25 protein-coding genes are annotated in these 25,857 nt (G+C 50.0%); all 25 read right to left on the reverse strand.

The window, feature by feature from the left end; genetic code table 11:
* Positions 1–2 precede the first annotated feature (2 nt).
* The 25 genes from ACFQ0N_RS21220 to ACFQ0N_RS21340 all read right to left on the reverse strand — a co-directional run bounded on the left by ACFQ0N_RS21220 (position 3) and on the right by ACFQ0N_RS21340 (position 25,857).
* Entirely contained in the window at positions 3–878 is an 876-nt protein-coding gene (locus ACFQ0N_RS21220; RefSeq protein ID WP_379329901.1) for a carbohydrate ABC transporter permease, read from the reverse strand.
* A gap of 14 nt (positions 879–892) precedes the next feature.
* Positions 893–1,786 (reverse strand): ABC transporter permease, encoded by an 894-nt coding sequence (locus tag ACFQ0N_RS21225; RefSeq protein WP_379329903.1) that lies wholly within the window; start codon positions 1,784–1,786, stop codon positions 893–895.
* A complete protein-coding gene (locus ACFQ0N_RS21230; protein WP_379329905.1) occupies positions 1,783–2,115 on the reverse strand; it encodes a DUF4387 domain-containing protein in 333 nt (110 codons plus the stop codon). Before ACFQ0N_RS21230 ends, ACFQ0N_RS21225 begins: the two co-directional genes overlap by 4 nt.
* 40 nt (positions 2,116–2,155) lie before the next feature.
* On the reverse strand, positions 2,156–3,505 hold the full coding sequence (locus tag ACFQ0N_RS21235) for an acyclic terpene utilization AtuA family protein (protein WP_379329907.1): 1,350 nt from the start codon (positions 3,503–3,505) through the stop codon (positions 2,156–2,158).
* 101 nt (positions 3,506–3,606) lie between these two features.
* A complete protein-coding gene (locus tag ACFQ0N_RS21240) occupies positions 3,607–4,305 on the reverse strand; it encodes a FadR/GntR family transcriptional regulator (protein WP_379329909.1) in 699 nt (232 codons plus the stop codon).
* Positions 4,306–5,128: 823 nt separating this feature from the next.
* Positions 5,129–6,448, reverse strand: coding sequence for a glycoside hydrolase family 125 protein (locus ACFQ0N_RS21245; RefSeq protein WP_379329911.1), 1,320 nt, complete (start codon positions 6,446–6,448; stop codon positions 5,129–5,131).
* Positions 6,449–6,469: 21 nt separating this feature from the next.
* A complete protein-coding gene (locus ACFQ0N_RS21250) occupies positions 6,470–7,396 on the reverse strand; it encodes a carbohydrate ABC transporter permease (protein ID WP_379329913.1) in 927 nt (308 codons plus the stop codon).
* Positions 7,397–7,420: 24 nt separating this feature from the next.
* Positions 7,421–8,359, reverse strand: coding sequence for an ABC transporter permease (locus tag ACFQ0N_RS21255; RefSeq protein ID WP_379329915.1), 939 nt, complete (start codon positions 8,357–8,359; stop codon positions 7,421–7,423).
* 76 nt (positions 8,360–8,435) lie between these two features.
* A complete protein-coding gene (locus ACFQ0N_RS21260) occupies positions 8,436–9,938 on the reverse strand; it encodes an ABC transporter substrate-binding protein (protein ID WP_379330187.1) in 1,503 nt (500 codons plus the stop codon).
* A gap of 146 nt (positions 9,939–10,084) precedes the next feature.
* Positions 10,085–11,608, reverse strand: coding sequence for a response regulator (locus tag ACFQ0N_RS21265; protein ID WP_379329917.1), 1,524 nt, complete (start codon positions 11,606–11,608; stop codon positions 10,085–10,087).
* Positions 11,601–13,445 carry a sensor histidine kinase gene (locus ACFQ0N_RS21270; RefSeq protein WP_379329919.1) on the reverse strand — a complete coding sequence of 615 codons (1,845 nt, stop codon included), beginning with the start codon at positions 13,443–13,445 and terminating at the stop codon, positions 11,601–11,603. The genes ACFQ0N_RS21265 and ACFQ0N_RS21270 overlap by 8 nt, the downstream gene beginning before the upstream one ends.
* Positions 13,446–13,585: 140 nt before the next feature.
* The gene (locus tag ACFQ0N_RS21275) at positions 13,586–14,245 is read right to left on the reverse strand and encodes a response regulator transcription factor (protein WP_483874989.1); all 660 of its coding nucleotides are present in this window, start codon (positions 14,243–14,245) and stop codon (positions 13,586–13,588) included.
* Positions 14,220–15,377 (reverse strand): sensor histidine kinase, encoded by a 1,158-nt coding sequence (locus tag ACFQ0N_RS21280; RefSeq protein WP_379329923.1) that lies wholly within the window; start codon positions 15,375–15,377, stop codon positions 14,220–14,222. The genes ACFQ0N_RS21275 and ACFQ0N_RS21280 overlap by 26 nt, the downstream gene beginning before the upstream one ends.
* Before the next feature lie 96 nt (positions 15,378–15,473).
* Positions 15,474–16,163 carry a PspA/IM30 family protein gene (locus ACFQ0N_RS21285; protein ID WP_379329925.1) on the reverse strand — a complete coding sequence of 230 codons (690 nt, stop codon included), beginning with the start codon at positions 16,161–16,163 and terminating at the stop codon, positions 15,474–15,476.
* A gap of 2 nt (positions 16,164–16,165) precedes the next feature.
* Positions 16,166–16,705, reverse strand: a complete 540-nt coding sequence (locus ACFQ0N_RS21290) for a PspC domain-containing protein (protein WP_379329927.1) — start codon at positions 16,703–16,705, stop codon at positions 16,166–16,168.
* Positions 16,702–17,397 carry a PspA/IM30 family protein gene (locus tag ACFQ0N_RS21295; protein ID WP_379329929.1) on the reverse strand — a complete coding sequence of 232 codons (696 nt, stop codon included), beginning with the start codon at positions 17,395–17,397 and terminating at the stop codon, positions 16,702–16,704. The genes ACFQ0N_RS21290 and ACFQ0N_RS21295 overlap by 4 nt, the downstream gene beginning before the upstream one ends.
* Positions 17,398–17,469: 72 nt before the next feature.
* The gene (locus ACFQ0N_RS21300; protein WP_379329931.1) at positions 17,470–17,760 is read right to left on the reverse strand and encodes a LiaF transmembrane domain-containing protein; all 291 of its coding nucleotides are present in this window, start codon (positions 17,758–17,760) and stop codon (positions 17,470–17,472) included.
* 351 nt (positions 17,761–18,111) lie between these two features.
* A complete protein-coding gene (locus ACFQ0N_RS21305; protein ID WP_379329933.1) occupies positions 18,112–18,798 on the reverse strand; it encodes a response regulator transcription factor in 687 nt (228 codons plus the stop codon).
* Positions 18,795–20,285: a sensor histidine kinase gene (locus ACFQ0N_RS21310; RefSeq protein WP_379329935.1), complete on the reverse strand. Its 1,491-nt coding sequence runs from the start codon at positions 20,283–20,285 to the stop codon at positions 18,795–18,797. Before ACFQ0N_RS21310 ends, ACFQ0N_RS21305 begins: the two co-directional genes overlap by 4 nt.
* Positions 20,286–20,318: 33 nt before the next feature.
* Entirely contained in the window at positions 20,319–21,068 is a 750-nt protein-coding gene (locus tag ACFQ0N_RS21315; protein WP_379329937.1) for an ABC transporter permease, read from the reverse strand.
* The gene (locus ACFQ0N_RS21320; protein ID WP_379329939.1) at positions 21,061–21,810 is read right to left on the reverse strand and encodes an ABC transporter ATP-binding protein; all 750 of its coding nucleotides are present in this window, start codon (positions 21,808–21,810) and stop codon (positions 21,061–21,063) included. Before ACFQ0N_RS21320 ends, ACFQ0N_RS21315 begins: the two co-directional genes overlap by 8 nt.
* A 70-nt stretch (positions 21,811–21,880) precedes the next feature.
* Complete coding sequence (locus ACFQ0N_RS21325) at positions 21,881–22,774, reverse strand: hypothetical protein (RefSeq protein WP_379329941.1); 894 nt, start codon at positions 22,772–22,774, stop codon at positions 21,881–21,883.
* A 537-nt stretch (positions 22,775–23,311) separates the two neighbouring features.
* A complete protein-coding gene (locus ACFQ0N_RS21330; RefSeq protein ID WP_379329943.1) occupies positions 23,312–23,701 on the reverse strand; it encodes a RidA family protein in 390 nt (129 codons plus the stop codon).
* Positions 23,702–23,729: 28 nt separating this feature from the next.
* On the reverse strand, positions 23,730–24,725 hold the full coding sequence (locus ACFQ0N_RS21335; protein ID WP_379329945.1) for a Gfo/Idh/MocA family protein: 996 nt from the start codon (positions 24,723–24,725) through the stop codon (positions 23,730–23,732).
* On the reverse strand, positions 24,718–25,857 hold the full coding sequence (locus ACFQ0N_RS21340) for an aminotransferase class V-fold PLP-dependent enzyme (RefSeq protein WP_379329947.1): 1,140 nt from the start codon (positions 25,855–25,857) through the stop codon (positions 24,718–24,720). Before ACFQ0N_RS21340 ends, ACFQ0N_RS21335 begins: the two co-directional genes overlap by 8 nt.

A 25,857-nucleotide genomic window follows, 5' to 3' on the forward strand; every position in this document is an offset into this window, starting at 1 on the left:
TGCTAATCCTTCACCCCTCCCTCAAGCGCTCCTTTCGCATAATATTTCAATATGAACGGATACAGGACCAGGAGCGGCACAATCGCAATGATTATCGTACCTGCCTGCAGGGAAGCGAAATCAAACGCCACAGAACTGTCGAACAGATTGTTTTGGTTGCCGATAAGCGACGTATTGTCTTTTCTGACGATGAATTGTCTTAGTACCACTTGCAACGGCCATTTGCTCGGTTCTGAAATGTAAATGGTCGCTCTAAAATATTCATTCCAGCGGAACACGCCGTAGAATAACCCGAGTGTTGCCAGTGCCGGCTTGGACAGCGGCAGCATAATTCGCGTATACATACGGAAGTGGCCCGCGCCATCGATTCGTGCCGCCTCCATAATTTCTTCGGGAATATCTTGAAAGAACCGCATCAGAATAAACAGATAATAGACATTTACAGCTTTATATAGAATGAGCGCTGTGAGCTTATTCATCAGATTGAGATCCTTCACCAGCAAATACTCCGGAATAAGGCCCGGCTCAAACACCATAATGACAATTAGAAAGAGCAGAATCAGCTTTTTTCCGATAAACGTCGTTCTGGCCAGCACATAGGCCGCCATGGAGGTCAATACCAGATTGAGCAGCGTACCTACGCCTGTAACCCAGACCGAATTTGCTATACTGCCCGTAATGAGCGGGTTGGATAATAGCAGCTTGTAATTCATGAGTGAAAATCCTTTGGGCCAAATGTCGAGCCCGCTCATCAAATGCGCCCTGCCCGGCGCCGTCAAGGAAAGTGCAAGCAGATTCAGGAGCGGAATCAGCACGGCAAGAGTCGTCGCAAAAAGAATGATGTAAATGATCACTTTGGATAGTTCCAGTCGTCTCATGCTTAGTCCCTCCTTTACCAGACGCCCTTGCCCGAAATGCGTTTTGAGATGAAGTGCGTGCCGAGTATCAACACAATGCCGATAACACCCTTGAACAGACTGGCAGCCGTCGCGTAGGCGAACTGGCCGCTACCGATACCGATTCGGTACACATACGTATCCAAAATGTCCACGACGCTAATGATCGAGTCGTTCATAAAGTTGAAAACCTGATCGAAGCCTGCATTCATGAAAAAACCAAGATTCAGAATGAAGACGGTTACAATTGTACTATATAAGTGGGGCAGTGTAATGTAAGTCATTTGCTGAATTCTTGTCGCTCCGTCAATCTTCGCCGCTTCATACAATCCCGGACTGATCTTCATGATGGCTGCCAGATAGATAATAGAATCCCAGCCTGCGCTGCGCCAAATTTCAGACGACACGAACACCCAGCGGATATGCTCCTTGCTCGTCATATAATCGACCGAAGGCAAGCCGAAGAAGTTGCCGATGAGGTTGATGCCTCCTTCTGCAGGGTTCAGCATGCTGATCCAGATGCCTGCAATGACGACCCAAGACAGGAAGTGAGGCAAATAGACGACGGATTGTACGTATTTCCGGTATTTCGAGCTGCGCACCTCATTAATGAGCAGCGACAGCACGATCGGAACCGGAAAGACAAAGATGATTTTCATCAAGCTGATAATAATCGTATTCTGCATCACTGTCGCAAAAGCCGGAGAGCTGAACAATACGTCGAAGTGCTTCCAGCCGACCCATACATGATCGCCGATAATCCGGTAATCCTGAAAAGCAAGCTTCATGCCGTACAGGGGAATGAGATGGAATATGATAAAGTAAAGCATCGGCAGGGCCAGCATCGCGTACAGCACCCAATCCTGCAGCATGCGTCTGGCAATTTTCATGTCTGTCCCTCCTCCGCAGTGTCAATGGCAAACGCCATGAGCGGCGCATGCTGCTGGGCTCCGTACACGTCGCGGTCGCCGACCGTACCAGACGATACGTCTCTGGAGATCGTAATTTTGAAGCCGCGCGCCTGATCAAAGAAGACCAGGTGATGAATCTGCTCCTCCGCAATATTGTACAGCTCGCAGATTGCCCGTTTTGTAATCTGTCCGGATTCCTTTACGAACCGATAGTTCTCTTCGGAATCGAACAGTACGTCCAATGTGAGCTCGAAGGGTCCGGAGTTTTTGCTTCTCAGCACCTTCGCAAGCTGTCCGAGTTGTTTCACTGTTTTAACCTCCCAAATGTATAGCTAATGCTTGAATAAATTACAGGTGTTCGATACGGAAGCTTTCCCGCGTCATCTCCATGAGATGGTATACCGAAAATTCGTAGACAGGACCAAAATCGATATCGCTCGGTGCGAACGGAAATGCCAGATTGCCGGCTGTCGACTTGCGGCCCTCATATCCGTAATGCAAGAACGTGGAACGGACGGTAGCGCATATGCTGCTTGCCAGCTCCTGTGTTTTGGCTACGACTTCGAACATAACACCGACTTCATGCGCCCGCCGCAGTTCCGTTTCCTTAACGCCAAGGACCCCGTTTATGCCGTAATTATAAAAATGAATGCTGTAATCAGACTCCGGGATGTCGCTGTAATATTCTTGCGCCCCTCGCTTGACCAGATCCTCAACCTCTTCCAGCTTGCCAATCAGAATCGGGTCCCGAATGCCTGCCACGACAAAGGTACGGTATGCTACCTGTCTGGCGCCCTCCAGCTTGACGTAATGCTTCTCAGCCGGCAAATACCGGCTGCCTGTCACCCGGACAACTCCTTCGTCAGCTTGCTCGAACCGGCACTGCTCGAGATCCAGCGTAAAGCCCGGCCCATGCAAAATGTAGGGGTGCTCTTTCTCGTAAAAGGTGTGGGCTGCCACGCTCGTCGGACTGCATTTCCGGGCCGGATTAAGCGACTGCACCAGAAAGGAATCCGCAGTAATGGTACCTAAGATACTGTCCTTGGTCGTACCCGGCTCCGCACATAACGCTCCGCACTCCAATATTTTGCCGAGATGATAGGACAGTCCGGGGTCCATTCCGTGGAAGATGCCGATTGCCGCGAACGGAGACGGGTCATATGCGCGGCCGCATACGATAATGTCAGCGCCTTGATGCAGCGCCTCGACGATCGGCTCATGCCCCATCTGAGCGACGATGCCGTTCGTGTCGCGGATCGCTTCGTCACTGAGTGCCGGAATATTCGGACTAAGAGGAAGAATGCGGCCCTCCTGCTTCGCCTGCATGACCTCCTCATGGGGAATATCCGCCCATATAACAGACAGCTTCGCCTGCAAGCTTCGTTCCTGCAAAATTTCCCTTATAATTTCCAGCGTCCAGTTCACATGCTTCTTGGCACCAGACCCGCCTGCCGACCCGATAATAATCGGAATTTGGCGCGGGACGCCGTGGCTGATCACGATGTCCAGATCCTTCTTCACAGCCCGCTTGCTGACGATGGATACACCGGCTCCCAGCTTGTGAGGTCCCGCATCCGTCGATCCTGCATCGACAACGATGCCATGAAGCTCATATTCCATGCCTCTTAAAAAGGATTGCTCCGGGAATCCGTATCCCAGCATGCCGCATGGCGATAAAATCCGAATGTTAGTGTTCATTTGCAATCCCTCTTTTTTCTTATACTTGTCTATGAAAATTTTGGATAACTGGGTCATCCAATTTTATGAAGAAGAAAGGGGAATTCATTCCCTTCCCCATCTTACGCATGAACATAATTTTTCTGAATGTTTTCCTTAACTCTGCCGAGATGATGGAGCAGCGCCAGCTTCGCTTTCACCGGGTCGCGTTCCTTGATGGCTTGCAGGATCAGCAGATGCTCTTCATACACTTCGCTCTTGCGTCCCGGAATTTTGGCCGTCTTGTTCAGCGTCCTCTGCAGCAAATCCATATGCAGCTCAATCATATTGACCAGCACAACGTTATGTGTCGCCTTCGCGATCGACAAATGAAAAGCTTGATCCGGCTTGGAACGGTCTTCACTTTCCCGGTCGATCTCGCCCCACTTCTCAAACGCCGCCTCGATGTCCGCTATGTCTTCCTCCGTCGCCCGCTTTGCTGCTAGTTCCACGATCCCGGTCTCGAACAATTCTCTTGCTTCCAGCAATTCCATAATGGTTGCCCGTTCAATATTATCCATGATGCGGTACTTGTCTTCCGCAACGTCCAGCGCCTTGCTAAGAAATCTCCCTCCGCCCGGCCTGGCTTCGATCAAGCCTTCGCGCTCCAGAATGCGAAACGCCTCGCGCAAGGTTCCGCGGCTAATGCCGAACGCTTGTGCAAGCTCCCGTTCTGTAGGCAATGCATCTCCTGGTGTTAAATTCCCTTCTAGAATCAGGTTTTTGATTTGTTCGATAACATCTTCGTACACTCGATGATATTTAATCCGCTGAATGGTCATTTGAATACCCTCTCGCCATGTAGTGCTCGCAAGTTAATTGGGTGATCCAATTACCCGCACAACTAGCATAACCGCTCTTTATGTACAGTGTCAAGCAAAAATATAACGCTTTCTTTTAAAATCGGATGATTGGATGATCCAATTATGCCCTCCATTTCATCCTCCCTATGTTGGCGATGAGGGCTAACGAACCTGAGACACGCTATTGGCTGAAAAATCGGCTTGCTCCGCGTGTAACGAACCTGAGACACGCTATGGATGGAAAAAAGGTGGGGAAGCGGCCGATTTTCGGTGAATAACGATCAGTAGATTCGTTACAGCATACGAGGCCCCATTTTGAGCCGAATAAGGATTGTCAGGTTCGTTAGCGGCCCTTCAAATCTTATCAGATTGATGATGCCGCCAAGCAAACAGGCAAAAAAATCTCAACTCCAACAATGGTTCTTAGGGTTACCTATTGGCGAGGAACAAGTTTCTTCCCCTGAAATTTTATAGCATTCATCGCTGGCAGCGAATCTCAGGGTTGAAGTTCGAAGCGGCAATCTGCAAAGCTGGTTGATCTAACGGAAACCACAGACGCTATATCGTCAATAACCCTTCTTTTTGAAATCTAACGGAAGTAAGCGATCTTAATTGGACATTTTCTTGCGAAATCTTACTCATACTCATCAAATAGCGGCGCACAGTTCCGTTACAATTTCAAATTCGTCGATTTTTCGAAAATAGCGTCCGTGACATCCGTTAAACTTTCTGGCGTGTAACGTTGAAAAAAAACGCACTGTCCGCTTTTCCTGCGCGTCAGGAAAAGCGAACAGCGCGTGTCTTACAAAATCCCGTCCTGCATCGCCTGATGGACAAGCTGGGCAAACAGACTGTTCGACCAGGCGAACCAGCTTCTCGTAAATTGCTTTGGATCATCCGCATGGAAGCCTTCATGCATAAAGCCGGTATCGCCGTCTGTCGCTTCCAGCATCGCGATCATCGCAAGCCGCTCCTCTGTTGTCACAGCGGTCAGCCCTTGCATGGACAGCGCCATTGGCCAAATATAGCCTGCCGGCGTATGCGGACTGCCGATGCCGCGCGCCGCCTTCCCTTCAAAATAGTAAGGGTTCTGCTTACTCAGCGCAAAGCGGCGTGTGTTTTGGTAAACCGGATCATCTGCACTGACATAACCTAGGTATGGAATCGACATCAAGCCCGGCGTGCCGGCATCGTCCATCAGGCAATAATTGCCGAACCCGTCCGTCTCATAAGCATAGATCAGGCCAAATTCCGGGTGGCGGTAGCGTCCGTACAGCTGGATGCCGTGATCGACCTCTTGCTCCAGCTGCTTCAGCTCGCGCACAAACGAGGTATCGCGAAATACCCATTCAGCAATTTCGCCCATTTGCCGCAAGCAGACGACAGCAAACATATTGTCCGGAATATTGTAATGGAAGTCGCAGGCATCGTCGCTTGGACGGAAGCCTGACCAGATCATTCCAGTGTAATTGACCGGCATGCCCAGCCCGCCATTGCGCAAGGAATCCTCTGGAATGCCGTTATCGCGCACGAAGCGGTAAGGCGACAGCTCCATATGCCGCTGCTCGGTTTTCCATAGCGCTACGATTTGTTTCATCGCTGCCTTGAAGCCGGTATCGAAGATGTCGGCACGCCCGGTCTCCTTCCAGTAACGGTAAGCCAGACGCATCGTAAAGCAGGCTGAGTCAAGCTCAAATTTGCGCTCCCATACGAGCGGCGACATTTCCGTCTGGTCATCTGTATTCCAATGCCAGTCATTTTCCATCTCATTGAACGCATTCGCATAAGGATCATGAAGCAGGCAGGCGACATGGCGCTTGATCAAACCGGCGATAATCCGCTGCAAAGCGGCGTCATTTTTAGCCAGCGGCACGTAGTGGATGACCTGCTCGACAGAATCGCGCAGCCACATCGCCGGAATATCGCCGGTAATAATAAAGGTCGTTCCATCGTCAAGCAGCTTCGTTGTCGTCTCTAATGTGTTCGGAAAGCAATTTTTGAACAGCTGCAGCAGCTTCGGCCGTCCCTGCAGTTTGATTTGCGCTTCATCCAATACATCCTTAACCGCCTGTGGCAGCTCCATAGCCGGCATGGCAATTTGGGGCAATCGGAATTGTTCCATAATATAGCTACCTCTTTTCTGTTACTCTTTCACCGCGCCAACGGTCAGACCTTGTACAAAATAACGCTGGAAAAACGGATAAGCGAGTACAATCGGTCCCGTGGCCAGCACAACCATTGCCATCCGCGAAGAATCCTGCGGCATCGATTGCAGCAGTCCTGTGCTGACAGAAGCATTTTGCGAGTTTTGCAAAATAAATTGCATACTGTTTTCGATCCGCATCAGCATCGATTGTAACGGCACGAGGGTCGGCTCGTCAATATAGAGGAGCGCATTGAACCAGTCATTCCAATAGCCAAGCGTACTGAACAAGCCGATCGTCGCCAGACCGGGCAGCGACAGCGGCAGCACCAGCCGGAAGAAGATGCCGAACTCGCCTGCGCCGTCAATTTTCCCCGATTCAATGATCGCATCCGGTACGCTTGTCGAGAAAAATGTCCGCATAATCATAATATAGAAGGCATTAACCGCCAGCGGCAAAATGAGCGCCCAGATCGAATCCTTCAGACCCAGCAGCTGTGTCGATACAATATAAGTCGGCACCATCCCGCCATTGAACAGCATCGTAAAAAAAGCAAAGAAGGCGAAGAAATTGCGGTATTTGAACGTTTTACGCGAAACGGCATAGGCAAATAAAGAAATTAGCACCATGCTGATCACCGTTCCGACAAGTGTCACAATAATGGTAACACCGTAGGAGCGCAGCAATTGGTCGCCCGCTTTGAACAAATAGCTGTAAGCGTCAAGACTCCATTTTTCCGGAATAAGCCGGTAGCCATTATTGTTCAGCGCCGATTCGGCCGTAAATGAAATAATCGTTACGAACAGAAACGGAAACACGCAGACGAAGGCGAATAGTCCAGCAGCCACATTGAACAGAATATTCCATACAGGGGTCAGCTGCTGAAAATCGCGGCTTTTCACTTTGTTAGGACTCGTTGCAGCCATCTTTACCACTCCTTTCCTGCAGGTTTAGAACAGTGCATTTTCCTTGTTGAACTTGCGTACAATCCAGTTCGAGGTCAAGACAAGGACAAAGCCGACAAACGATTGATACAAGCCTGCCGCTGTACTCATGCCGATTTCCCCGGTCGTTTTCAATCCCCGATATACATACGTGTCAATAACGTTCGTCACCGAGTACAATGTACCCGAATCGCGCGGAACCTGATAGAACAAGCCAAAATCGGCATAGAAAATACGGCCGATCGCCAGCAAGGTCAGAATCGTCATGAGCGGCTTGAGCATCGGCACAGTAATATGGCGAATTTGCTGCCATTTATTAGCGCCATCGATCATAGCGGCTTCATAGAGGGAGCGGTCAATGCCCATGATCGCTGCCAGGTAAATAACGCTGTTGTAGCCCACCGATTTCCATAAGAAGACGACAATCAGAATGAGCGGCCAGTAAGTAGGATCGGAATACCACTGCACGCTATCGATGCCTAAGGAAGCAAGTATTTGGTTGAGCATCCCTTTGTCCAGGCTCAAAAAGCTGAATACAAAATAACCGACAATAACCCAAGACAAAAAATAAGGCAAAAACATGCCTGTCTGATACACTTTAGCCAACCGCTTGTTGGCAATTTCCGATAAGACAATCGCCATCGCTACTGCAATCACCAGGCCCAGCACAATAAAAACGACATTGTAGAGGACCGTATTGCGTGTAATGATATAGGCGTCATTCGTGCTGAACAAAAATTTGAAATTGTCAAAGCCTACCCATTTACTATTTAAAATGCTGGCCAGAAAGCCGTCCCGGCTCACCCGGTATTGCTTAAACGCAATGATCATCCCGGCCATTGGCAAGTAGGCAAAAAGAAGAAACCATACTGTGCCTGGCAGCACCATTAGCAGCATAGCTCCGTTACGTCTCAGATCCTTCAAAAATCTGCCCACTGCTTTCATCAACTTCACCCCTCGTTAAAAAAGTGGGGCGAATGATCGTCATCTCGTCATTCGCCCGCTCTCCACACTACTTAACTTACTTGTTAGCAGCTCTCCATTCGTCGATTTGACGCTGTGCTTCTTCCATAATTTTATCAAGGCCGGCAGCTTTGAACTTCTCAATCGCTTGCGGCACATATTTCTCAGGATCTACAGTACCTGTCATAAGCGGTGCCCAGAACTCTTCCTTCACGTTGTTGACCGCGGCAATTTCCGTTGCCACATTGGTCGGATCAAAGTTGAATCCAAGCAGCGGAGCCGGTTTACCTGTATCGTTAAAGGTTTTAAATTGCTCCCATTTGTCGGCAGGATCAGCCGGTGTCAAATATGTGAGCATAACATTACCCAGCGAGAAGGTCGGCATGTCGTAGTTTTTGCTTTCTGGCAAGTTCTCCGCTACATTGTCGCCCACTTTTTTGAAGTGAACATTTTCAATGCCGGAGTCAACCATGTTGCGCAGCACAGGATCTGTGTTAAGCAGGTTGAGGAATTCCATCGCTTTTTCCGGATGCTCCGAGTTAGCCGAGATGGCCTGCATCGAGCCCATAACCGACCAGTTATAGATCAGCGCTTCGCTTGCCGGAGTCGAAATGACCGGGTAGCCATTGTTGGCAGACCACAAATTGTCGGCCAGCGGCTGTGTTGTCGCACGGTCTGTAAACCATTTTCCGGATGCTTGCAGATCTGTAAGCGAGCTGATCGTAGCCGCTTCAGTCGGGATATAGCCCGCTTTGTAATATTTGTGCATCGTTGCCAGCGCTTGTTTCATTTCCGGCGTTTCCAGAACGTTAACGAGCTTGTAATCTGTTGTGCCTACTTTAACTGCCAACGGCATTTTTTCAATGACGTAATCGTAAGGCACGTAAGGGCCATAGTTTTTATCAACTGCGAATGGTGTAACGTCCTTTTCTTTTTCCTTGATCGTTTTCAGCATCGGCTCCAGGCTCTCGAGCGAATATACTTTGGAAATGTCCAAGTTGTATTTGTCAAGCAGCTGCTTGTTGAAGCGCCACACTTCTTGCGCAGGCAGCTCTTTATTGGCCGGAATACCATAGTTGTGGCCATTTACTTTCGTACCTTCCAGGAAGGCAGGGTCAAGCGCATCAACAATGCCTTTGCCTTCTTTTTTCAGCAGATCGTCGATTTCGTAAAACGCGCCTTTACGGGCATTTTGCACATAATCGAATGCCCATGAAGCAGTGAACAGAATGTCCATCGGCTCGCCGGATGCAGTCATAACCTGCATTTTTTGATTATAATCGCCCCAGTCGATCTGCTTCATTTTTACGGTGACGCCAATTTTTTCTTTCGTATATTTGCTTACTTCCTCCATAACACGGTCGGTATCTTTTTGCGGAGTACCGATTGTATACCACAGCAATTCAACTGGTTTTTCATTTTTGCTTCCTTCGCCGGACGCAGCTTCGCCCGATTTGGAATCATTTTTTCCGCCGTTTTTGTCCCCGCACGCGCTTAGTGCGAGCGTAAGTACAAGCATAAGTGAAAGCAGCGCGAACAAACTTTTTTTCGATCTTGCCATCATAAGTCCGAACCTCCCTTTTATCGCCTCGTTATCCTATCCAAAGGCTACTTTAACAATACCGCATGAAAACATTTGCAAATAGAATATAAATTAAAGCTTTGTGGTATAAAATAAAGAAAAGACTATCCGAAAAAGGACAGTCTTTAAAACAGCGCCTTATATTCCGTAGGCGAAATGTTGACATACTTTTTAAATTGCTTATAGAAATAGCCCGTTTCCCAATACCCCACCTGGTTGGCAATCTCATGCACCTTTAGCCGCGGATCCTTGAGCAGTTCCTTAGCCTTTTCGATACGGTATTTGTTGATGTATTCCGCAAAGGAATCATTCGTTTCTTTGTGAAACAGCTGACCTAAGTAAACGGGATGGATGTTATAGAGCTGGCCCAATGTTTTAAGCGACAGACTTTCGGCGTAATGCTCATGGACATGATGCAAAATTTGCTGAATAATCGGGCTTTTGACGTCGCGATCCAGGGCATCCACCGTCAGCCCCGCCGCTTCTTTGACCGCTACCGTCAAATCCGCGATTGTCGTGGCATGAAGCACCCGCTCCAGCCCGGGCTTGAACAGCTCCGACTGCTCAGTATGCCTGATTTCCTGCAGTTCCATTTTGAAGCGGACTAACAGTTCCAGCGCAATGGTTTGGGCTTCTTTAGGCGTAATGCCATCAAAGCTCAGCAAACGGGCAAAGTCCTCATCAATGCGGGTGAAAAGCTGGTCTTTGTCCTTGGCCACAATCGATTTGGCATACTCACCCCACTCGACCGGAAAAGCTTCCAATTCGCGCGATTCAGTCGGCAGCTCGCTATAATCGATCCATTCCCTGTCCGGATATAAGAAAAAGTACTGCCACGCCCTGTTGGCATTCGCATAGCTGGTCGCCGCAATGTCCATCGGCTCAATACTGCCGCACGCGATGCGAATTGCCGTTCCGGACAGACCCGGCAGTCGCTTCAGATCCTGCAGCTGTCCCATCGCCAGCGCTTTATCCGCTTCCCGGTCACGAAGCGTAATGATGACATCAAGCTCCCCTTCCACATTGCGAAACGGAATCATCCCGCGGAAGCTTGCCAAATGCTGCTCCAACTGATCTAATAGATGAGTTGTATCCTTCTCAGTCTCGATCCGCACGAGCGCAGCCATTACATAAGGCGCAGACAAGTCGATATGGAGCACTTCCGCTCGCTCCTGCATAATAGCCGGCGTGATTTGCCAAGTAAGCCAGCGGTACAAGATGTTGTCGCGGATAATGCGCACATCAAATTCCGCAAGCGCCCGCTCCATGCGGGTAGCGTTAAGCTTCCGCACCGTGCCCTTCAATGTTTCCTGCAGCTCGTCAATATTAATCGGCTTGAGCAGATAGTTTTCAACACCCAGCGTGAGTCCTTCGCGGACATATTCAAAATCATTATAGCCGCTCAATATAATAACCTTGAGCTCCGGATGCGTTTTGCGGGCTTCACGAATAAGCGACAGCCCGTTCATAACCGGCATCGAGATATCGGTAATGAGAATATCGACCGGTTTATTGCGGATGCCTGCAAGCGCCGCCTGACCGTTCTCCGCATGGCCGGCGATCTCAAGGCCAAATTCCGCCCAATCCAATATATCGTACAAGCCTTCGATAATAAACGGCTCGTCATCGACGATAAAGACATTAAACATCGCTTTCTTCCACTCCTTCCGCATCGCCGGGAAACCATAAGCGCACTGTCGTTCCTTGCCCTTCTACACTTTCCAGCTCTATGCCTGAACGGGCGTCGCCATACAGCAGCTTCAGCCGCTCACGGATACTGTGCAAGCCGAAGGAATCCCCGCCGGTGTCCGGCCATTGCAGCAGCTGGCGAATCTGCTTTAATTTCTCTTCGGGAATCCCGCGCCCATTATCGCTTACAACTACTCTGATCTGCCCGGTTTCGTGCTCATGGGCAACGGAAATATGAATTTCATTGTCATAGCGGCTGGCATCGAGGCCGTGAACGATGTAGTTTTCGACCAGCGGCTGCAGCAGCATCCGGGTTATAGGCCGGGCCGCCAGCTGCGGCTCGCAATTAATTTCATAGCTGAATTTATCTTTATAGCGAATGCGAAACAGCTCCAAATAAAGCCGGCAGGCCTCCAGCTCATCCTGCAAAGTATAAACGGCTTTAACCCTCACAAGATTTTGGAATAAAACCGATAAGCTGTAGATCATTTCCGCCACATCTCTTGCCCCTTGAGAAATTGCGCGCATACGGATCACTTCAAGTGTATTGTACAAAAAATGCGGATTCACTCTTGCTTGCAAGGCGGCAAGCTCGGTATGCTTTTGTTTAATTTCCGCTTTATAGACGCGATCGATGTAACGCACCATCTCATCCACCATTTCATTAAAGCTGCGCGATATTTGCCCCAGCTCATCATCGCGCTCGTCATGAATGCGGGCATGCATTTCGCCTGATTTCACCTTGCGCATAAAACGGATGATGTTATGCGTGCGCTTGGCATAATTCACTACAAACAGCGCAGGTATGATGATGGCAATTAAAATACAAGCTGCACCGATGAGTAAAATCGTTTGCTTCAGCCCCGCATACGCGGCAGCCACTTCGCGCTTGGGAGCAACGCTTACGATCGTTAAGCCTGTACTATTTTGCGTGTAGGCCGACACATATGCCCCTTCCTCAATATCAGCCGAGTCATCATACAGCGACAATACCTGCTTGGCAAACGGATATTTGCCGCCATAATAGCGATCAGAGGAATCGAATATGACATTGCCATCAGCAGTCATCACGATAATATAGCCGCGCAGCTCCTCCTCATAGCCTCGGAGCGCCTGGCGAATGCCGTCTGAATCGAAAAACACCATCATCTGGCCGATATTTTTCAATGTGCGCTGATCATTAATTGGTGTGCGAATCGCATATAAACGCGGTTCATTCTGCTTGATCGTATTCCGAACCCAGCGATTGGGAGCGGTAACGCCGCCGCCATCCATCGCCATAACATCCGGCACGTAGGAATGGGCCGCATTCGTATCGATCAGCCGAAAGGCAGAGATCCGGTCATAGACGTACATATATTGCTGCTCGGCACTATAAACGATAATATTGCGAATATCGCTATCGCGCTCCAGCTTGTCCTGAAAATAACGCAGGCCGTTAACGGCCCCCTCCGCAGCTACATCCGCATAATAGCGATCAAGTCTGAAGCCGATGTAATCATGGAATGGATGCTTAAGCAAATAATAAATATTTTGCGCCAGCCCGGCATCGCGGTAAATATCGGAAACCATCGCTTTTGCATTCTCATATTTGCCGACCAAATAACGGTCCACATTATCCATCGCCTGCCGTTGGCTCGCCAGCTCACTGCGGATGATGGAATTGGTCATATTCTTATACAGGACGTAGGATAGTGTAACAATCGTCAAAATCGTAATACATGAAAAGAGCAGCAGCAGCTTGATAAACAAATTGCTTTTAAAAAAATTGCGATATAAATACCTAAGCCTCATCATGTTCGCGTCGTTCCTCTCCTCCGCGGAAGCACAAGCTGTCTAGTATTATCATACCCATAGCGGCAATTTTGTTGCAAGAGCCAGTTCTGGCATCATAAAAAAAGCCGCCCGCAAGCGCGAGCAGCTTAATGCACTACATATTATTCGGCAATGCCATGCTTGTGGGCATAGATCGCCGCTTGTGTGCGGTCATCAACGCCAAGCTTGGCGAAAATATTGGTCACGTGGAATTTTACTGTTTTAATGCCGATAAACAGCTCCTCAGCAATCTCCTGGTTGGAGAGACCGCGTCCAACCAACTTAAGCACATCCATCTCCCGCTCGGTCAATTGATCGTGCGGCGCTGCCTTCTGCTCGACCTTCGGCTGGCGAAAACGGTTCATCATCTTCGCCGCAACCTGCGATTCGAGCACCGATTGCCCCCGTGCCGCCGCGCGGATCGCATCGGCAATTTCGTTCGCCCTGGATGTTTTGAGCAAATAACTGAAAGCACCCGCCTCGATGACAGGATACATCTTGCTGTCATCCAAATAACTGGTAAGAACGATTACTTTGCATTCCGGGTACAATTCCAGCAGCTTGCGCGTTGTCTCGACCCCATCCATACCTTCCATAACAAGATCCATAAGTACAACATCCGGATTATAAGCTGTAGCAAGCCGGATGCCTTCCATGCCGTTGCTGGCTTCCCCGACCACTTCTATGCCATCTTCCGTGTTAAGTACGGCCGCAAGGCCGATTCTAACCATCTCATGATCATCTACCAGCAGCACTTTAATTGGCTGTTCGTCTGTCTCCATCCGTTCCATCGACTCCATTCGCTCCGATGTCTCTCCCTTCCTGAACCGTCAGCGGCACCCATACATCTATTGTAACACCTTCGCCCGGGGCTGTAATCAGCTGTATTGCTCCGCCAAGCACATTGACGCGTTCTTCCATCGTCAGCAAACCATAAGAAGCCTGTTTTTTCTCCTCATGCTCAAAACCTATGCCATTGTCGCGAACCGTCATTCTGGCATCGTTGCCATACCGCTGTAAAAAAATATCGATGCGGTCCGCTTTGGAATGCCGCAGCGTATTGGATAACGCCTCTTGCGCGATGCGAAAAAGATGATCCTCGGCAGCCGAGTCAATTTTGATTGTCTCATCAACTTCGAGCGTGATGGCCATCGGCACTTTTTGCTTCAGCTCCTCCACAAGACTGCGCAGCGCTTGAGCCAAATTTTTGCCATCGAGATGAACCGGCCGCAGATGCAGAAGCAGGGCCCGCATTTCGGATTGGGCTACCGCAGCCATCTCTTCGATCAGCTGCACCTGCCGCTTTGCCCGCTCCCAATCCTTCTCCAGCGTACGGCTGACGGCAGTTGCTGTCATCGATATGGCAAATAACTGCTGGCTAACGGCATCGTGCAGCTCGCGGGCAAGCCGCTGCCGCTCCTCGATGACAGCGGAAAACCGGACCTGCTCTGTGTAGACATCGTCCGTTTCCGCAGCTCCTTCATTCTCCGACTCGCCATCGACGGACGGCAGCGTAACCGACTGCTTGTTTCGTTTTTGCTGCTCCGTTAGCCGCTTAATAGCCGCGCGAAGCTTAATCCCTTGCAAATAACTATAGGCAGCCGCTACAGCCATCGCGATCGCGATGACCAACAATCCGCCGGCAGCATAGCCGCTTTTCATAGAAAACAGCTGCAAGTATCCGGTTCCTTGCAAAACCAGGGCAAGCATACCTAAAATAACGACCAGCCAAATAATGGTTTCCAATGCATTTTTTCGTTTCTCTTCCTTGGGTGTTGCGTAGCCATTCCGATTGCCCGAGTAGCCGGGAGGGGGAGGAAGCGGCGGAGTTTGCGGCTTCGAGCCGCTATTCGTGCAGACGATGTCTTCTGTCTGATTTTGCTCTCTTCCTTCCGATGACATACCGTTAGCCATTACGGCGCCCCTCTCTTCTCTATTTTGTCTATAAACAGCTTGAGACAGGCGCCCCCTAAAGAGACGCCTGCTCCATGTCTTTCTATTTTACACGAATTACTCTCCGGATGGAGGATTCATTTTTTGTTTCAGCGCTTGCAGCTGCTCTTCAATTTGCAGTTGCTTCGCAGGGTCGACTTGCGTGTAGCTTCTTTCTGTGTTATATACACCGCTGTAAGGAACGCGCATGACGTCGGCTTCAGCTTCCAGTTGCATAATTTTTTCTTCCATCCGGCCAAATCCGCGGGCGGCATTGCCGCTTTCAATCGAATGCACCGACGTTACTTGCGCCATTTGCTTTTTCGCTTTTGCCATTTGGGCACGGGCTACCAGCTCATTGCGCTTGTTGCGCAGTTGGTAGAACTCGTCCTTCATGCTGTGCAGTTGCTGCATCAGGTCGTCTGCTTGACCTTTAGCTTGAGCGTGCAGCTCTGTATATTCGGAAATTTTTTGATCGAAATAAATTTTTTCCTCCAGCAATTTGCGCGCCAGCTCGTCTTGTCCGGAACGGACTGCCGTTTCTGCCTTCGCTTCGCGATCGGCTGCGCTGCGGAACGTCTCATCCAGACGCTGCTTCATCCGGCGTTCGTTGGCCATTTGCTTGGCTACCGTCACCTCGGCAGTATGGATCTCGCCCTCCATATCACGCAAATATTGATTCAGCATTACTACCGGATCTTCCATTTTATCAAGCAGCTCATGCACCGACGCTTTTGTCATATCCTTCATTCTCTTGAAAATATTCATGTTTATTCTTCTCCCTTCTCTTGCTTGGCTAATTTTGCTCGTAACTCATCTATTTCTTTGCGCATTGCTTTTTTCTCCAGATCGTCCATCATTGCATCAAGATTTGAGGCGGCCTGCTTAGGCGCTCCCGACGCTTGACCTTGCTGCCAGTTATTGAATCCGTCCGATGGTTCCGGACGTGGCGGCGTACCCGTGTAAGGACCGCCATACTGATTGCGGTTAGCCTGCCGGCCATAGTTTGGCGGAGGTGCACCAAAGCCGCCGTTGTAGTTGCCGTTATAGCCTCCACCATTATAAGGCCCGCCGTTGTAACCATTGTAGCCGTTATGTCCATATGGTCCGAATGGATCATAGGAAGGCGGCTCCTTCGGAACGACCATTCCGGCCAATATATAGATCAGTATTAGCGCTCCGCTAGTAAAGACAGTCAGGACAATCAGAAGAATCCGCAGCAGCGTCGCATCGACATTTAGCATCTCGGCGATACCGCCGCATAAACCAAACAGCTTCTTGTCGCGGCGCGACCGGTACAGCTTCTTCATGGTGATTTCCATCCTTCCTGTTCAAGTTTGCGTTTCAATTGCTCCATCTCACGCTCAATCGTAGATTGCACCGCATTGCCTGTATTCGTTAGAAACTCTTGACCTGCCCGGCGGATATCCCGCAGACTTTTGGCCTCGATTTCCATATCGCTGATTCGATCCTCAAGCCTACGGAACATACCGTCCGGCTGAGTTCCCGGCGAGCCGTTATAGCCATGCTGCGCATAACGGGAATTCATTCGCTGCTGCAGACGGAGCGATTCCATCCGCGCTGCATAATATTCGCGTTTATCGTAAACGCTTTGGTATTCGCTGCGCAATTCACGAAGCTGCTCTTCCAGTTCAACGACATTTTGCTGCGTCTGATTGTACAGTTCGCGATATTGTGCCGCGCGTTCTTCATTCGCCGTTTTGTCTTGCAGCGCGATGCGCGCCATATGCTCTTCGCCAGCCTTGAGCGCTGTCATTGCTTGCTGCTCACGCTTTTCTTTCTGCTGCTCCGCTTGCAGCCATTGTGCTTTCAGATGATTTGCATGTGCGGAATGTTGTTGATATAACCGCTCAACTCCGATAATTTCTTCCCGAGTCGACCATAGAAACTGATCGATCAATCTAACCGGATCTTCAGCTTTCTCCAGCCGATCGTTTAACGATGCGATGGTAATATCGCGGACTCTTCGGATAATGCTCATCGGTTGCCCTCCTTTATCAGAACTAAATTACGATATGTGTAAAATCTGCTGCTCCGTTTGTTTGACTGAAACTTAGTAGCGTTTTTGCCGCGAGAACATCGAGATGCCCCACAGAATGACTGCAATAGCTACGATCAAAGTCACAAAGCCTGCAATTTTCGGAAGCAGCATGAACGCTCCGACTACAATCAAAATGTAACCGACTGTTTTGCTGTTGTTTCTCACCCCGACTACGCCAAGACCAATCAGGATGAATGGCATTAGCAGGCTGATAATCCAGCCGAGGCTGATGCCGAGAAACTTAAGTACCATCAAGCCGCCTACCACTACAAGTAATGCACCAAGAGCTGATTTACCGTTCATTGTTTTAGTCACCGCCTTTCATTATTGAAAAGATAGATTGTTAGCTTCTATATTGCTTGCTGCTGCGCCTTTGTTTTCAGCACCGCTTGCTTATGTCTTTATTGTAGGTGGTTTCGCACTTTTTCAAAACGGACCCGCGACGGTATTTGCACCTAGACCTCGGTCCAGTACGCTCCCCTACTCCAAGCGTAGTGTCAACTTTTACAGCTGGAAACGCATTCAGCCGTGAAGACCGACCGGCGCGAATTGAAGCGCGGCGTCTTATGTTCTTTATATGTCGTTTCATGGCTCGGATAAGTCAGACTATACGCGGTTTGACAAAGCTCGTCAAGAAGTTACGCATGTCGCCCACTACAAATTAAAACGGTAGCCAACGCCCCAGATCGTTTCAATATACTGCGGCTTGGACGGATTGGGCTCGATTTTCTCACGAAGCTTGCTGATATACACGGTAACCGTAGCCAGATCGCCAAGTGAATCCATTCCCCAAATTTTTTCGAACAGCTCGCTCTTCGTAAATGCCCGGTTCGGATGCAAAGCCATGAACAGCAGGAGGTCGTATTCCTTCGATGTCAGCGACAGCTCCTCGCCGCCAACAAAAACTTTCCGCGCCCGCCTATCGATGCGAATGCCGCGGATATGCAATTCATCTGCGGGCCGAGCCTGGTTCGTCAAACGATCGTATCTGGTCAGATGCGCCTTGACTCGCGCGACCAGCTCGCCGAGACTGAACGGCTTGATGACATAATCGTCCGCTCCAAGGCCAAGGCCGCGTATTTTATCGATATCCTCCTTTTTGGCGGAAACCATCAAGATCGGAACATTTTTGACGCGGCGCACCTGCTTGCAAATTTCGAAGCCATCTACGCCAGGCAGCATCAAATCGAGAATAATCAGGTCATATTGTTCATTGATCGCTTTCTGCAAACCGGTAACTCCGCTTTCGGCGACCTCCACCTCGTAGCCGCTTGCCTCCAAATAATCCTTTTCCACCTCGGCAATGACCGTTTCATCCTCTATAATCAATATCCGCTTCAAGCATGCCCACCGCCCGCTCCTTCAGTGATTTCAACCGGCAACGTAAAAGAAATTGTCGTTCCTTCGCCGATACTGCTTGCTGCCCACACTTTTCCCCCGTGCTCCTCCACAATATGCTTCACAATCGCCAGGCCAAGACCGCTTCCCCCGGTAAGTGTATTGCGGGACGGCTCCGCCCGGTAAAACCTGTCAAAAATATGCGGCAGCGCTTCGACGGCAATCCCGGGACCGTTATCCCGTATGTGGATCGCAACTTCCTGCTTACGGATAGTCAGCCAAATCTGAATGATTTTATCCTCTCGCTTCATATATTTCATGCAGTTGTCCACAATATTTATAAGCCCCCTTTGCAGCTTCTCGCGGTCTGCCATCACATAGACCGGCTTGCCGCTGTCTTCCTGAAAGTAAATGGCCACGTTGTTCATATGAGGATCAATCCGCAGCTCGCTGACGTAGTCGTGCAAATAGGAGACGATGTCGAATTTTTCATAATGAAACGGCAGCCGTTTCAAATCCAGCTTGGAAAATAACAGCAATTCATCAATAAGATGATCCATGCTTTGCGCCTTATTTTCAATCATTTGGATATATTTATCTTTCTTTTCCTCTGTATTGGCGATGCCATCGCGGATGCCTTCGACACATGCTTTGATTCCTGTTATCGGCGTCTTCAAATCATGCGAAATATTGGAGATCAGCTCCTTGCGGTTTTCCTCATACTGCATTTGGAGCTGCAGCGACTGCTTCAGCCGCTTCCTCATTTCTTCGAAGGCTTCTCCAACCTCTCCGATTTCGTCCTTGCCGGCAAGATGCAAACGATAGTCGAGATCCCCGTCTTTGATTCTTTCCGCCGCATGCTTGAGCGTGTACAGCGGCTTGATGATGCTGCGGGACATCAAATAGGTTAACAAGCCGTTCGTTAATCCAATTACGATGAGCAAACTTAGCAGCACTAGCGGAAAAAATTGACGAATGCCGCTCAAGAACGGCTCCTGGTCGGACAGTAGGTAGAGCGTTCCGGAGCTTTGATCGGTAAATTGGATCTCTTTTTTCTCCACGGTGAACCGGCCGTCGAATTTATCGCTCCATTTTCCGCTGCGCTCCGTTTTGAATCGCTTCAGCCGATCATAAAGGCCCGCGCTGTCTACAAGCGGGGAGACATAAACCGTGCGGTCATCCTTGGCAATGACCAGACCTGCATGAAGGCTGCTTAGCGCTTCATCTGTTTCTTGCAAAAACTTGCGGTCTAACAGACGGTCGGGTTCGTAGCCGGCCATAAACTTGATCCCCGTGAGCAGATGCTCCCGATCGTCAAATGATTCCCAGAGCTTGGGAAGCGGACGGGCCGTTCCGCTCATTGCATCGCCGGTTCCTGTCATGCGATCAAAGAACACTCCTGCCAAACTGGTTGCGATGATGGCAAACAGCACAACGGGAATCAAGACCATGGCGATATAGGATAGAATAAGCCGTTTGCGGATCGTCACGGATATACTCCTTTCAGCACTTCAAATTCGCAGTTAAAATCGCTTGCGTTCAAACATCATCATACTTCCCGCATAGGCCATAATACAATAAGAAAGCAGAATTCCAAAAGCAGTGAACAGCTTCGTCGGCGAAACTCCGCTGCCAATCCACAAGGTATGCCAATTTGTGTAAGAGTACGCGGACCATACAGCTACGGATGGAAATATAAACGGCAGCAGCTTGGCGAAGATATAAAGGAAAAGGATCAAAGCCAGCGCTCCGATGCTGTTATTCATGCTTTGTGCGATCAACACCGCGATTAAAGCGACAGTGATCATCGGCACAAAGGCGACTCCATAAGCAACAATGCTTTCGAGCAAGCTGCTCCATTGCAGGCTGCGATTGACGAACAAGCCGGCCAGGACGGAAGCCAGCCCAACCGCTCCAAGATGAATAATCGCATAAGCTGCTAGAGCCAGCACCTTGGAGGCGAATACTTTGGCACGGGAGACCGGGCGCACCAGCACAAGCTTGATCGTTCGCTCTGCAATTTCGCCGGCAAAGGATTCCACAGCCATCATAAACAGAAACAGCGGCAAAAGAAGAGCTGTGAACAAGGACAGCATCAGCATGGGCAAATCGGCTCCAAACCCGGCAACAAGGGCAGAAGCATTCTGCACATTGGCCAGCACTGCCGCCGAGGCTGCCGGAATCAGAATGCTAAGCAGCAAGAAGACTTTCGTTTTTCGCCGCGCCCACAGCTTTTCCATTTCATTCAGCCAATTTGCCTTCAAACTATACATAAGACGGGCCCTCCTTCTCCTTAGGCTTGGCTGGATAGATTTGCGACATATAATATTGCTCCAGTGTCATTTCTTCCGCTGCCGCATCCCGTTTGTTCCCTTGCTTGATCAATCGGCCCTCCTTCAATATGCCAAACCGGTCGACCAGCTTTTCCATATCGCCAATCATATGACTGGAAATGAGAAACGCAGTGCCTTGGTCATCTGCCAGCTGTTTGATCGTTTGCCGAATGTCGACCATGCCTTCAATATCAAGACCGTTGGTCGGTTCGTCAAGGATGACCAGCTGCGGCTCGGGAAGCAAGGCGCCGGCCAGCGCCAGTCTCTGCTTCATGCCAAGCGAGAAATGGCCTGCTTTCTCGCGTTTATATGGACTTAGGCCGACCAGTTCGAGCACCTGATCGATCCGCCCTTTCTCCAAATGCGGGTAAAAACGGCCGGCAAGCTTCAGATTGTCATATGCACTCATATATTCATAAACGTCAGCCGCTTCAATTACGCAGCCGACACGGGCCATTCCAAGCTCAAATTGTTCCGCGGTATTGTTGCCGAACAGGTAAATGGTTCCCCGATCCGGCCGGATCAAACCTGTAATCATTTTTAGCAATGTCGTTTTCCCCGCCCCATTGGGACCGAACAACCCGACGATCTCTCCCTTTCCCGTTTCGAAACTGATATCGTATATCCCTCGGCCATTGTTGAACTGCTTCCTTATTTCCTTCACTTCCAATATCGGTTCCATCTGCATTCAGCCCCCTATAAAGAACCCGGCATATGCAGCCGGATAATCCGGCTGCCGCCCGTTAATTTGATTAATGGAATCGTCCGTTCCATTCCTTGCGCTTCATGACTTCAATCTGCTTTCCCGTCAAGTCGATGGTGTCAGGCACCGTTTGATTAAAGCCGGATAATTTAAAATCGAGAGAAACCACTAACGTATGATCGAGACCGGACTCATCGATTCCAGTCACAATGATTTCCCCTTTCTGCTGGTCCAGATAGTTTTCCGGGCTGATCCCCGCATCGAGGTTAATTTGCTGCACTTTGACGTTTTCCGTCAACTTGGGAAAACTTGCCGTCAAATCTCCGAACGGATGAGACTCTGTCCCAACGTTGTTCCAATGCCCTCCGCCATCAGCAAGATTGGACACCGCCAGAGAACCTAGTGCATTTACTACTGCCGGAACTTGGCTTCCAGACAAATGGAGCGAGGCGTTCTTGCCCCCATCGGGCGCATCTTGTACAGTAGATATATCTTTCATATTGCCCATCAGTGCATCGATCACCGTTTCCACCTGCTTGGGGGGCCCGGATTTATGCTCCCCGTTCGTTTTCCATTTCGCCTCTCCAATGTCCATTTGCCGGTAGACGTCGCTTTGGTCATTTTTGAAGATGACTTTGTTTTCTTGTTTAACCATTTGGAATGTGTGCTTCCCGGCTCCATTGCCAAGCGTCACTGATGCACTCATCGCATTTTGCTCCCGATTGATTTTGGCGAGAATATCCGCTCTTAAAACCTCAGCGCCGTTATCCGTTACCGTTATGCTTCCGGTATTCGTCAGGCTGGTTACAGAGATGTTGTTTTTCAAAGCCGATTTGTACGCCTCATACCCCGATGTACCAGCCATCGCCGAGAAGCCGCTCGCCAAAAGCATCACCGCTCCCACGCCAAAAGCGGCTCCCATCGTCAACCATTTTTTGTTCATTTTCCTTCCTCCGATATCAATTATTGAAAGCATCCCAACAAGCTTTCTCTATCCAGCATAGACCTCAAGTCTAAAAGCCTTCTAATCGAATTCTAAAAAAAGTATAAAAATGAAATTGGCCCAGCTTTCGGGTGTTCCCCCCCAACGGGCTCCTTCGCGGACCCGAGCGACCGCGTTTAGCTGTTTCAGCTAACGGATGCTACAGACGCTATTTCGACATTCACCCTCTCTTTGGAAATCTAACGGATGTGTGCGATCTTAATTAGACGTTTTCTTGCGAAATCGGGCTCATCATCATCAAATAGCAGCACACAGTTCCGTTACAATTTCGAATCGGTCGAATTTTCGAAAATAGCGGCCGTGATATCCGTTAGCATTCGATCATCATGAACGAAGCGGACACGAGCAGACTGCGGTTGACGTTCTAGTACCTTAGCAAGTTACCCCCCAGTTTAGGCCACACCAGCCGAAATTTTATAAATTCTGGCGCACAAAAAAGCCACAGCTCAAATGAGCCATGGCTTCTGTTTTAACTCTCTATTCCAAGCTTCTCGCAGACTTCGTATAAGCGACAACGTCAATTTCAACCAAATAAGTGCCGAGATCGCACGGTACACTCGTTCTTGCCGGAAACGGCTCGCTGAACGACTCGCGGTATGCCGCATTATAGCCGGCCAGCATTTCCGGATGAACGAAAGCATTTACTTTAATGACATGATCCAGCGTCAAGCCTTCCGCCTGCAAAATCGTTTCAATATTGCGCAGGCACTGCTTCGTCTGCTCCTCCACCGTCGCCCCCACCACTTCCCGGGTTGCCGGATCGACACCGACCTGACCGGATACATAAACAAAATCGCCGGCGCGTACAGCATGGGAGAATGGCAGTGGAAATTGTGGCGCTTGCTCAACTAAAATCGCTTTGGACATCGATAAATCTCACCCTTCATTAAAATTTTTACAATTGCAGCTGTTGCCCTGTCTCTGCCGACTGGACAATCGCATTGGCCGCTTCGATTCCGTGCAGCGCATCGGCAAACGAGGTGTGAACCGGAGCAGTGCCGGCCGCAATGCACGCGCACACATACTGCAGTTGATCGTGCAAAGCTCCGGCAGCATTCCCGTTCAGCAGGCGATGCACGCTAAGATCAGGAGTCTGGCGCCCTGCGCCTCCCCAAATCTCGAGCCCGCTGCCGCGATTGTCAAACTGAGCCGTACCTGTTGTTCCAATAATTTCTATGCTGTCATTGTATACGATACCACAGCTGTCCGGGGTCATCCAGTTGCTGTTGAAGCAAGCAACCGCTCCATTCTCGAACTCCAGCAGCGCCCATAAAATATCCGGAGAAGCCGCCCCTGTCACCCAGTTGCCGCTTGCCTTAACCGTTTTTATCCGGCAGCCCGCATACCAAATCGCCAAGTCAAGATCGTGTACGGTTGATAAAAAAGCAGTATGAGTACGGTTATAAGTTTGGAACATTTCCTTTGTCCGGGCTCTTCTAAAATACATGCTTTGCGGCTGACCGATCTGCCCTGACTCGATCGAACGGCGAATTTCAGCATAGCGTGGCTCAAAACGCAGCAAATGACCCGGTATAAGATGACGCTTATACTGAGCTGCGGCCTCGAGCATTGTCCGCGCTTCTTCCGCCTTCGTCGTAACCGGCTTCTCCACCAGCACATGCTTGCCCGAGCTTAAAGCTTGCACAGTGGATGGCAGATGGTTTTCTTCGAAGGTAACGACACTCACCAAATCGATATCATCCCGCCGCAGCAGATCCTCACTATCGGTGTAACGTCCGGCGATGCTGAACCGTTCCCCGATTTCCTGCACCTTCTGCTCCCGCGTATCGCAAATTGCCACAATCTCTACATTAGCAAGCGAACGGTAAGCCTCCACATGACATTCTCCCCAGCTTCCCAGACCGATTACGGCTACACGCACTTTACTCACCTTTATTCCCCCATTCGCGCTCCAGCAGCTCTAGGAAACGTTCGATGTCGGCAGAATCATTGAACAAATGGACTGAAGCCCGAATTCGTCCGTCCCCGCCCCACACATAAACTCGATGCTCCTGCTGCAAACGGCTGGCGATCTCTTCTCCCCGCTCGCATACAAAGCTGATATTTCCAGCCCGCTCCAGCTCGTCACGCGGCGTCATCACCTCATAGCCCGCTTGCTCCAGCCGCTCTATCAAATAACTGCCCAATTGCAAAATATGACGCTCAACGCGTTCTATTCCGGTCTCCAGCAGCAAACCCGCCGAAAAATTCATCGTATAAATCGCCGGATAATTCGGATAGCCAAGCTCAAATCGCCGCGCATCCGCCAGAAATTGAAAGGAGTCAAACCGCTCTGGATAAAATAATTCCGTCACCCCGCGCCAGCCTGCAGAGACCGGCAGCAGCTTGCCTGTCCTGGCTGGGTTAAGCGCCAATAGGCCTAGCCCATGGACGGACATGAGCCACTTATAGGAGCTGCAAACCACGATGTCCGCCGACTGTAAATCGACTGCCACTGCACCTAGAGACTGAGTAACATCGAGCAGCAGCAGCGCTTCCGTCTGCATAAGTCGCTTGTACAGCGCCCTGTAATCAAGCCGCGCGCCGCTGACGAAGCTGACATGGCTGGCCATAACCACTTTTGTCCGCTCATCGACCTGCCCCATGATATCGTCAACAGACAATTGCCAATCACAGTGCTTCACCAGACGTACTTCTACCCCTTGCTCGCGCAGCATAAGCCACGGGAATACGCCTGACGGAAATTCCAGATTATTTATGACGACATTGTCGCCAGCCTGGAGACACAGCGACTGCATCATTAACGTAATCGCCTCCGAGGCATTCGAGACGAGAGCAATTTGCTCCGCCGTCCCATTGATCAGCTTGGCGATATTTGTCCGCAGCGACTGTTCAACCTCACTGTTGCGCTGGCGTCCATCCGGGCCGCCCGCCCGGTTGCGCATATAGTCATTAATCGCTTCTACCGCACCTGTGTGCGGAGGCGTCTCTGCCCCGCTATATAACCAGGTGCTATTCTCCAACCCGTTAAAATGCCGCTTCGGCAATAATGATTCTATCAT

It is taken from the genome of Paenibacillus sp. GCM10027626 (genome assembly GCF_042676285.1).
In the GTDB taxonomy this organism is placed as follows: domain Bacteria; phylum Bacillota; class Bacilli; order Paenibacillales; family Paenibacillaceae; genus Paenibacillus_Z.